At 28.3% G+C, this 10,406-nt stretch carries 8 protein-coding genes; 6 read left to right on the top strand and 2 right to left on the bottom strand.

Annotated features, from left to right (window positions below; all coding sequences use genetic code 11):
• Positions 1 to 161 precede the first annotated feature (161 nt).
• On the bottom strand, positions 162 to 1,124 hold the full coding sequence (speB, locus tag Q0138_RS06840; protein WP_297982464.1) for an agmatinase: 963 nt from the start codon (positions 1,122 to 1,124) through the stop codon (positions 162 to 164).
• Positions 1,125 to 1,333: 209 nt separating this feature from the next.
• Complete coding sequence (locus Q0138_RS06835) at positions 1,334 to 1,741, bottom strand: translation initiation factor IF-5A (RefSeq protein ID WP_297982462.1); 408 nt, start codon at positions 1,739 to 1,741, stop codon at positions 1,334 to 1,336.
• 551 nt (positions 1,742 to 2,292) lie between these two features.
• Here Q0138_RS06835 and Q0138_RS06830 point away from each other — a divergent pair.
• The 6 genes from Q0138_RS06830 to Q0138_RS06805 all read left to right on the top strand — a co-directional run bounded on the left by Q0138_RS06830 (position 2,293) and on the right by Q0138_RS06805 (position 9,969).
• Positions 2,293 to 2,751 (top strand): pyruvoyl-dependent arginine decarboxylase, encoded by a 459-nt coding sequence (locus Q0138_RS06830; RefSeq protein WP_297982458.1) that lies wholly within the window; start codon positions 2,293 to 2,295, stop codon positions 2,749 to 2,751.
• Positions 2,752 to 2,806: 55 nt separating this feature from the next.
• Entirely contained in the window at positions 2,807 to 4,675 is a 1,869-nt protein-coding gene (locus tag Q0138_RS06825) for a bifunctional NADP phosphatase/NAD kinase (protein ID WP_297982454.1), read from the top strand.
• 100 nt (positions 4,676 to 4,775) lie between these two features.
• Positions 4,776 to 6,482: a coenzyme F430 synthase gene (gene cfbE, locus Q0138_RS06820; RefSeq protein WP_297982452.1), complete on the top strand. Its 1,707-nt coding sequence runs from the start codon at positions 4,776 to 4,778 to the stop codon at positions 6,480 to 6,482.
• 220 nt (positions 6,483 to 6,702) lie between these two features.
• Entirely contained in the window at positions 6,703 to 7,572 is an 870-nt protein-coding gene (gene hemC, locus Q0138_RS06815) for a hydroxymethylbilane synthase (protein ID WP_297982449.1), read from the top strand.
• A 654-nt stretch (positions 7,573 to 8,226) separates the two neighbouring features.
• Positions 8,227 to 9,174 carry a Gfo/Idh/MocA family protein gene (locus Q0138_RS06810; RefSeq protein ID WP_297982447.1) on the top strand — a complete coding sequence of 316 codons (948 nt, stop codon included), beginning with the start codon at positions 8,227 to 8,229 and terminating at the stop codon, positions 9,172 to 9,174.
• 174 nt (positions 9,175 to 9,348) lie between these two features.
• On the top strand, positions 9,349 to 9,969 hold the full coding sequence (locus Q0138_RS06805) for an orotate phosphoribosyltransferase-like protein (RefSeq protein WP_297982444.1): 621 nt from the start codon (positions 9,349 to 9,351) through the stop codon (positions 9,967 to 9,969).
• Positions 9,970 to 10,406 lie beyond the last annotated feature (437 nt).

Here is a 10,406-nt window from a genome sequence, read left to right as displayed (position 1 = left end):
AAAATAAGTTAAAAATAAAAAAATGATTTTAAAATTAAATAAAATAAGTTAAAAAATAAAAAAATAATTTTAAAATTAAATAAAATAAGTTAAAAATAAAAAAATGATTTTAAAATTAAATAAAATAAGTTAAAAATAAAAAATAGATAAAAAATAGCAATCTAAGCAAATAAAGTCAAAAAGTCATAAATGATTTTACTGGCTAAAACTGCAGTTATATCTCCTAATCGATCTGTAGCCACTTCCACAAGGTCAAAGCCTAAAATATCTATCTCTTCATTAAGGGATAAAACTTCAAAAATATTTTCAATGTCTGCAGGTGATAAACCACCCGGAGTCGGATTTCCAACAGAAGGAGCAACGGAAGGATCCATAACGTCCATATCAATTGAAATATAAATTTTTCCTTCAATTGAAGCCAATTTATTTAACATGCCCTCAAAAGTATTGATTTCCTCATTTAAATGATTATAATCATTCTTAATATCTTTTGCTAAAAAACTGACAATATTATCCTTATTTTCTACAAAATCCTTTTCTTCCTTGGAAAATGAACGAATACCAATCTGAATCAATTCCTTAGGATTTAAATCATAGACTCTTCTCATGATTGTTGCATGGGAATCCTTTTCCCCAATATAATCATCAATAATGTCTCTATGAGCATCCAAATGAATGACTGTAATGTCTGAAAGGTCTTTTTTATCTTCAAGATTAGCCAATGCCTTAAGTGATCCTATGCTAATGCTGTGCTCTCCACCAATAAGAATAGGTTTAATATTGGATTTTATTAAATCATTAACCCCCATCTCTAGACTTTCAGAGGTTTTGCTGCAATTCCCATGAATGACATTCAAGTCTCCGCAATCATAGAATTCCCCATCCAAGGACTTGTCATATCTTGAATTGAACTGCTCAAAACCAAAGGAAGCTTCTCTGATGATTGTAGGAGCATATCTTGAACCATGATGATAGGAACAGGTGCTGTCAAATGGAACACCGATAATTCCCCATTTCTTGGATTTTATAAAATCATTTAAATTAAATTCCTCATCCAAGTTATATAAATCAATAGAGGAACTTGAAAAAGCAAATTTTCCTGGTTCAAAAGTATTAAACAACATTAGAATCACTGAAAACAATAATAGTAAACATCAAGTATTCAATTAATTAATTGATTAATTATAAAACTAGTTAATCAAGTAATTAATTAAAAACAGTAAAAAAAGAAAATAAAAAAAGTTTGATTTGATTTGATTTAAGATTTGATTTGATTTGAAAAAAGATTGAAAGTGGTATAAAACCACAAGAAAAAAATAAAAAAACTAAAAAATTATACTTTTTTAGTTCTCATAATTTTCATATTACCTAAAGCTATGATATATTCTACACCTAAGTCAGTACCTACAGCATTTCTAATTTCTTCATCGAATTCAGCAGGTATAGGCAATTCAAAGGTTTCATAACTTTCTAAGTCCATAATTTGAACTTGGTCACCCATAATAGCTAAAATTTGACCGATTCTTTTATCAAGAATAGGTACTTCAACTTTAGTATCTACAGGTTTTACTAAACTTCTTTTTTGACCATCAAAAATACCAACAGCTTCTAATCTTGCTTTTGCAGCTCCATGTTTACCAGGAGAAGAAGTAGTTAAGCTAGTTACTTTAGAAGCTTCACCATCTAATACAATATATTTTCCGACTTTTACGGTTTTAAGTTCTACAACTTTAGTTGACATTAAAATAACCTCACAATAAATATAATAATTACTTAAGACTTATTAAAGCTTAAAAATTAAAATAAGGATTTATTTAAGCAATAATAAAATAAAGAATTTTTATAAAGTATGATTTAAAACAATCCCATATCTTAAGATTTAATTTCTAAATGAGTTAAACTAATCTAATATATAGATTATAATTATATATTTTTTATTTATTATTTAAAACTTTCTTATAAAAATCTAAAAATCAAGCAAAAAGAAGATAAAAATAAAAAAGCTTAGAAAATCAGAAATGAAAAAATAATAATTCAATTAAGGCAAACCCTAAAAATAATTTATAAATTAATATATCATAAATTATAAAATAAAATATAAGTAAATTTTAAAATAAATTTTTAAAAAAAAAATGAATTAATTAAAAAAAAGAAACTTAAAAAACTAAAATTAATTCAATTAAAATTAAAAAATTCATAATTTTTAAATAAATCAATTCATTTATTCAATTTATTATTGACTAATTGAAATTTAAACTAATGATTTTTTATAAAATTAATAATTGTGATAAAATGAGAATAGCTATTGTTTCAGGAAATGCAGAAGGCCCAACAGAATTAAATGCTTTTGATAATGCTTTATATGAAGCGGAAATTGGTGATGTAAATCTAATTAAAGTTTCAAGTATGCTTGAAGCAAACACAAAGATTGAAAAATTGCCTAAATTGAAAGCAGGCTCAATGGTAAATTGTGTCCTATCAAGCATTACATCAAAAACCAAGTCTGATGAATTGGTGGCTTGTGTAGCAGTGGCTATCGGTGATGAATTAGGATGTGTTGTTGAAGAGGCAGGCATAAACAAGAATCCAGAAGAAATCAAGGAAAAGGCAATAAAAATGGTCAAATACATGATGGAAAAAAGAAATGTAAAGATTAATGAATTAATTGTTGAAGAGGCTCATCATAAGGTTGAAGAGATTGGTTCAGCAATTGCAGCAGTTATTTACATTAATGATGAAATTCTAGAATAAAGAATCAAATAATAAAAATTCTTAATTATTAAAATAAAAGATAAGAGGGGTTGAAATGAATCAAGACGACATAAATATTTGTAAAAATATAGCTACAACAGTATTTGAAAAAGTAGAAAAACTTCTTGAAGGACAAGTTGGAAATCCAAAAGCGGGCGAATTTGTAAAAATAGGTGCAGATGGCACACCTACCTCTTATATTGATATTATAGCAGAAGATGAAGTAATCAAGCTTTTAAAAGATGCGGAATTTGAATCTTACCTAATCAGTGAAGAAATTGGAGAATTGAAATTAGGTAAGGGAAAACAGCAAGCGGTTAACCTTAGTGAAGAATTGCTAAACAATGTTCCTAAAAACAGGGAGGAAATGAAACAGGAAAAACCTCGCTACATCTTTTTAATCGATCCCCTTGACGGAACAAGCAATGCTGTAAAGAACATTCCTGCATACGGTATGTCAATAGCAGTAGCTAATGTTCCGGAAGGAAGAGAAGCAACCCTTGAAGACGTAGAACTCGGATTCGTTAAAAATTATGCAAACGGAAACTTCTATGAAGCGGTTAAAGGAAAGGGAGCAACAGAAAACGGCAAACCATTAAAACCAAGTGATGAAACAGACCTTAGCAAAATAAGTTTGGGAGGATTTACAAAAAGTAAAACATTGTCAGTTTCCAAATTGGTTGATACAGCAAGAAGAATGAGAGTTTTAGGTTCTGTAGTATTGGAACTTGCTTATGTTGCAAATGGTAAATATGATGCATTCCTTGACTTAAGAGGAAGTAGAATAATAGACATTGCAGCTTCAAAACTCATTGTAGAGGAAGCGGGAGCTATTGTAACAAACAAGTATGGAGAAAAACTGGACAATAAATTAAGCATTTATGAAAAGGCAGTTGTTGTAAGTGCAGGAAATGATGACTTGCACAACCAAATAATTAAAATCATCAATAATGACGAATTAGGGAAAATCAAAAGTGTTGCAATTGTCAGTAGAGTGGATGAATACAAATCAATCTTATTCTCCTTAAAAATCTTTGAAACATTAATGGAAAAGGGAATAAGAACAGTGTTGGAGTCTTCATTGGCTAATAAGTTAGATGAAATTAAAAATAAAAAAGACCTTCACAAGATCATTGCTAAAACTATGAATGAAACCCCTGAAATTGCAAAACATATTGAAAGTTTAAACTTCGATTATAAATTCAATAAATATTCCCAGGAACTTAAGGAATTGAAAACTGACATGGCAATCATTCTTGGTGGGGACGGAACCCTCTTAAGAACACAGAACCAATTGACCAAGGAAATCCCTATTTTTGGAATCAATATGGGAACTGTAGGATTTTTAACTGAAATTGAGGTTAAAAACACATTCCAGGCATTGGATGCAATATTGGATGGGGAATGGTCAAAGGAGAAAAGAACTCAAATCATCATTTCACATGAAAACCAAATTTTCCGTGCATTAAATGAAGTTGTAATAATGACTGCAAGACCTGCTAAAATGTTACATTATGAGGTTTCAGTAGACGGAGAAGTTGTTGAGGAATTAAGAGCTGACGGATTGATTATTTCAACCCCAAGCGGTTCAACAGCTTATTCAATGTCTGCAGGAGGACCTATTGTAGATCCTAAAGTTGGAGCATTTATTATCATACCTATCTGTCCATATAAATTGGGAGTAAGACCATTTGTTGTATCAGACACAAGTGAAATTAGAATCAAACTCCTAAAACAAGGCAAAAAGGCAATATTCGTAATGGACGGACAAATACAAAAAGAAGTAAATTATATGGAAGAGCTTGTAATTAAGAAATCTGAAAAAGACGTTTACTTCGTTAGAATTAATAATAAGTACTTCTATAAAAAAGTAAAAGACAAATTAAATGAAGGCGGATTAAATACTATTAACAGGGTATTATAATCCCCTGAAAAATTTTTTAAAGTAGAACCAGATTTTAATTCTTAAAAAGATCCAATAAAAGAAAAAAATATAACTCTTAAAATATATTTGATGTGAAATAATGAACGCATTTCTAGTTGATTTAACTCATGGCGGAGTAAAAATCTCATCTGAACTTGCAAAAACTAAAAACTACGATGAAGTTTATGCATATGACTTGTACAATACATTAAATGCAATGGATGAAGGTTTTTTAAAAACATATAATCTTAGAATAATTAAAGATTTAAATGAGTTTAAAGAGATTTTAAAGATCAATACAATTTCCAAAATCAATGAAAAGCAGAAAAATGAATCAAACAATCATGATCAGGAAAAGGATTTGATTATAAATCCAATTCATTCATCATTAAACCTCAATGAACTCTTAAATGAGATTTCCGAAAGTGAAGAAGTAAAGGCTCTTTTAGAAGCTTCAGAAAGCAAAGACACCAATGCACCATTAAAAGACAATAATATAAAAAATTACTACAAAATCATCAATCACCACAAGGCAACAGCACTTATCCTAAAAAACTGGAAAAATGAATGCAAAAGGCAAAATATTAATCTAATCGAATTGACTGGAGTTAAGGGAAAAACAAGTACTGCATTTATTTTAAATGAAATATTCCAACAAAACAATAAAGACACATTAATCCTATCCAGTTTAGGAGCTCATTTATTTAAAAATGATAATGAACATAAAAACCATAAAGACATTATTTTACAGAAAAACATCAGCATAACTCCTGCAAATATCATAAACACTGTAGAGCTTGCCAGAAAGATAGCCAATCCAAAGTGCAGCACATATCCAAAATGCACAAGCAAAACTGTAGAGGAGTTAAAACAGGAAAATAAAATGCAGGAAGAATTGAACAATAATCCATATTCAAAGCTAAATTATGATATAGGTATTTTTGAAAACTCATTAGGAATCTGTGGACTTGGAGACATTGGAATATTGACAAACCTTGCTGAAAACTATTCAATAGCTAAAGGAAGTTCCGATGCAAGGGAAGCTAAAAAACAGGTATTTGATGCTCCACTAATTACAATAGAATATGAAACCCTAAATGAGTTCTATAAAGAGGAATATGAAGAAAACAAAGAAAAAATAAACAGTTTTTCAATTTCCAACAGCTCTGCAAATCTCAGAACAAGCCAAATAGATTATGACATTGACAAAACTGAAATTAAAATCATTTATGAAAATATAAAAACAATTTCCGGTGAAAACATCTCTGGAGAAATGAAAATTGAAAGCTTTGCTCCTGGACAGCACCATGTATTGAATATTTTAGCAGCCATTACAACTGCATTGGCATTGAATATTGATAAAGAAATCATTCAAAAAGGTTTATTGAACTTTAAGGGAATTGATGGAAGAAGTTCAAGAAGAAAAGTCAAAAATTCAAGAATTATTGAAGAGATAAACCCTGGAATAAACACCAAGGCAATTGAAAGCTCAATAAATATGATAAAAGACATTGAAAATTATCATATCCTCATTGGGGGAAAATATGGAGTAACCTGTGAAGAGATTGATGAGGAAAAATTATCAAATTATCTAAACCAATACATAAGAACTAATCCAAATACAAAACTGATTTTAACTGACGAACTTGGAAAAAGCCTAAAGGAAAAATTGGAAAAACTTGACAAAAGCAATTCAAGAATAGACTATTTTGAAGACTATAAAATAGCTGAAGAAAAGGCAATAGAAGAAAATAAAAACATTCTATTCATTTATAGGTCCAATTATTCCCAAGTTGAAAAACGTTAATGACAAAATTCTGAGAAAAATTAAAAAAAGAAAAAAATTACTTAAAAAAAAATCAAATTAAAGAAAAATTAGAAAAAATTTAAAAAAAGAAAAAAATTACTTAAAAAAAATCAAATTGAAGAAAATTTAGAAATAATTTAAAATTTATTAATAATAATTAACAATATAAAAATGTATAAAAATTAATTCAAATAAAAAATTTAATGCTAAGGCTGATTAAATGATTGTTGGAACTAGAGGAAGTAAACTTGCACTTGTACAAACAGATTACATTAGAAGCTGTTTATACAATATAACTGGCGAAGAAGTGGAAAAAAACATCATAAAGACTAAAGGAGACAAAATTACAAATTCACAATTATACAATATGGATTCAAAAGGACTCTTTACAAGAGAACTGGACAGATCAGTTCTTGAAGAGGAAGTTGATTTTGCAGTCCACAGTCTTAAGGATGTTCCTACAGACTTGGATGAAGACCTTGAAATAGTTGCAGTTCCTGTAAGGGAAAGTCCTAATGAGGTTTTAGTTTCAAAATATGATTGGAATGAACTTGACAGTGAAAACACTCTCGGAACAAGTAGTTTAAGAAGGGAAGCATTCTGTAAACTTCACGAAAAGGAATTTCAGTTAAAGCCTATCAGAGGAAATATTGAAACCAGAATAAATAAGGTAACTGGCGGAGAATTGGACGCTACCTTAATTGCAGAGGCAGGTTTAAAAAGATTAGGCTTAGAAAATCATATAAAAACTAGATTCCCAACAGATTATATAATGCCTGCAGCAGGCCAAGGGGCTTTGGCAGTTATTGCAAGACATGATAGCGAAGTTAAAGAAACCCTGCAAAAACTAAACCATTATTTCTCATTCCAGGAAGTTTTGGCAGAAAAAACAATCCTTGAGGAAATAGGAGTGGGATGCCAATGGCCTATTGGAGCCCTTGCAAGAATAAACAATAATAAATTCGAATTAAACTCCATTCTTCTAACTAAGGAAGGAGAAATCCTATACCAAAACAAAATCTCTGGAAGTGTTAGAGAAGCTAAACAAATGGGAGTTAAGATTGGTAAGGAAATGCTTGAATTTATTTAATTTAATTTTTAAATAACATTAATTTTTAAATAATCTTAAATAATTTTAATTTTTAAATAATCTTAATTTTTTAACTAATCTTAAATAATTTAATTAAATTTTACTAACTTTTCAACTAAAATCAAACTTATTTTTAAAAACCCGCCATTATTTTTTTAAAAAAAAATCATATTTTTTTCAAAAATAATCCTCTTTTAAATTCAAAATTAAAAAATTCAATTCCATAAAAAAATATGACTCAATTTTAAAAAATGATATTAACATCACTGAAAATTTTAAGAATTTTTTTAAAAAAAATAATCAAAAAATTTAATTTGTAACTACTTATGACATTATCATTTTAAAAATTAGAATTTAAAAAAATTCATGACAACTATTTGATAATAACATTTTCATGAAAATTCAAAAATTTACATGTAAAAAAATTAAGCTGAAAAAATAAAATTAATCTAAAAATTTTAAATTTAAAATAAAAAATAATAAATAAAATTTTTAAAAAAATAAAGAATTATATCAATCAAACAGCAAAATAAATGATTTTAAACAATAATAAATTAAACAATTATAAAAAAATTTATATGAAAAATATTAAATTTAATAATATTTATAAATTATAAAACACAAAGATATATGTGAATAGATGGAGGAATATCTTTGAGAACCATAAATGTTGGAGTTATAGGTGTAGGTGCAATGGGATATAATCATGCCCGTGTATACTCAAAATTAGAAAATGCCAATCTCGTAGCAGTGGCTGATGTGGTCGAACCAACCTTGGAGAAGGTATGTAAAAAATATAAAACCAAAGGATACTCAGAAATCGAAGACTTATTAAAGGATCCTGAAATTGAAGCAGTAAGTGTTTGTGTTCCTACAACTTTCCACCACGAAGTTGTAATGCAAGCAATAAAATATGGAAAACATGTTTTAGTGGAAAAACCAATTGCCTTTACAGCAGAAGAAGCTGAAGAAATGATCAAGGCAGCTGCAGATGCAGGTGTAAAACTTGCAACAGGACATGTTGAAAGGTTTAATCCTGCTGTACAAAAGGCAAAGGAATTAATTGAAAATGAAGTTATCGGTGATTTGGTAACCATTTCCGCTAAAAGAGTAGGTCCATTCCCACCTAGAATAAAAGATGTGGGAGTAGCTATTGATTTAGCAATTCACGATTTAGATGTTATGAATTTCTTAATCGAATCACCTGTAAAACAAATCTATGCAACAATGAGCAGTATTTTAGATCAATCTGACTTTGAAGACCATGCAGAGATTATGATTAGCTTCGATGAAGACATTACAGGCATATTGGAAGTAAACTGGTTAACTCCATACAAACGAAGACAAATTGAAATTACTGGAACTGATGGAATAATTACCGTTGACTATATTGACCAAAGCATTGAGGTTTACGGTAAATTTGCTCAAGACATTCAAATCAAACCTGTAGAACCATTAAGCGAAGAGTTAAACTCATTCCTATGCAGAATAGCTACAGATGAAGAAGTGGAAATCACTGGAGAGGATGGTCTTAAAGCACTTAAAATGGTACTTGCAGCAAATAAATCTTCTAAAGAACACAGTCCAATTAATTTTAAATAAAAATAGACAAAATATTAAAAATAAAACTTAAAAGATACTAATTTATTTAATTAAAACTTAACTACACTCAAAATTTATTTATTTATTTATTTATTTATTTAAATGAAAACTAAACTACACTCAAAATTCAACAAAATTATTCTAAAGAATTTAATCCATTAGTGAGGAATACAAATGAATCAAAAACTTATTAAAAGAGCTCAAGAACTTAGAAGCCATGGTTTTACCACTGGCGAAATTGCAGATGAGCTTAATGTTTCAATGGATACTGCACAATGGTTAACTTTACAAAAAAGTGAAGATAAACCTGAAAAAACTGAAGCTCCGGTAGATATTGCAATTAACTGGAATAGTTTAGGCGGAAGCGCTACAAGACTTAGATACATTTCAGCTGCATTAAGTGATATTGCATTAAAACATGGAGATATCGATGTAGTAATCGGAGTTGCAGCAAGCGGAATTCCATTTGCAACCTTAATGTCTGATGTTATTGAAGAAATAACTGGAACAACTACCTGTTTAGCAGTTTTCCACCCAAATAAACACAGAACCAATAGCAACAATGATGGTGAAGGAGCTATTAGTAATAACTTCGGAACCGTTGAAGGAAAAAAAGTTGTTATTGTTGACGACGTAACTACAAGTGGAAACACCATTAAGGAAGTTATTAAAACAGTAAAAGATCATGGCGGACAACCAATTGCAGTCACTGTTTTAATCGACAAATCAGGACTTTCAGAAGTGGAAGAAGTCCCAATCGAATCTTTAATTAAAGTAAGTCCAATTAATCAATAACTTACTTTCTTTTTTTATTTTTATTAATTAATTAATAAATTAATTTATTTTCTCTTTTTACTTTTAAAAAACTATTTTACTATTTTTTTACTCTTTTTAACGTTAAAAAAATATTTTATTACTTATTTTACTATTATTTTACTCTTTTAACTTTAAAAAAAAACAATTTTACTATTTATTTTACTAATTATTTTACTAATTATTTTACCTATTTTAACATTAAAAAAAACTTTTTTATTATTATTTAAAATAACCCTCTCTTTTTTATTTAAATACCATTAAAACTAACAAAAAGATTTAAAATTAAAAACAAATCATCACACAAACCAATAACAAGAAATAAGAATTTGAATATAAGAATAAAAGAAAATAAAGCTTAGTTACTAAAAAGTAACAAAAAAACTTTATATACTCAAATACAATTTAAGTATAAGAAT

The organism is uncultured Methanobrevibacter sp. (genome assembly GCF_937906425.1).
In the GTDB taxonomy this organism is placed as follows: Archaea; Methanobacteriota; Methanobacteria; order Methanobacteriales; family Methanobacteriaceae; genus Methanobrevibacter.
The sequence above is the reverse complement of the archived record's forward strand: the minus strand, read 5'-3'. Positions and strand labels throughout refer to the sequence as shown.

What these genes read in the sequence shown, in the direction of transcription:
- speB (WP_297982464.1), bottom strand. Translation starts at nt 1,124, where the DNA reads ATGTTGTTTAATACTTTTGAACCAGGAAAATTTGCTTTTTCAAGTTCC.
- Q0138_RS06835 (WP_297982462.1), bottom strand. Translation starts at nt 1,741, where the DNA reads ATGTCAACTAAAGTTGTAGAACTTAAAACCGTAAAAGTCGGAAAATAT.
- Q0138_RS06830 (WP_297982458.1), top strand. Translation starts at nt 2,293, where the DNA reads ATGAGAATAGCTATTGTTTCAGGAAATGCAGAAGGCCCAACAGAATTA.
- Q0138_RS06825 (WP_297982454.1), top strand. Translation starts at nt 2,807, where the DNA reads ATGAATCAAGACGACATAAATATTTGTAAAAATATAGCTACAACAGTA.
- cfbE (WP_297982452.1), top strand. Translation starts at nt 4,776, where the DNA reads ATGAACGCATTTCTAGTTGATTTAACTCATGGCGGAGTAAAAATCTCA.
- hemC (WP_297982449.1), top strand. Translation starts at nt 6,703, where the DNA reads ATGATTGTTGGAACTAGAGGAAGTAAACTTGCACTTGTACAAACAGAT.
- Q0138_RS06805 (WP_297982444.1), top strand. Translation starts at nt 9,349, where the DNA reads ATGAATCAAAAACTTATTAAAAGAGCTCAAGAACTTAGAAGCCATGGT.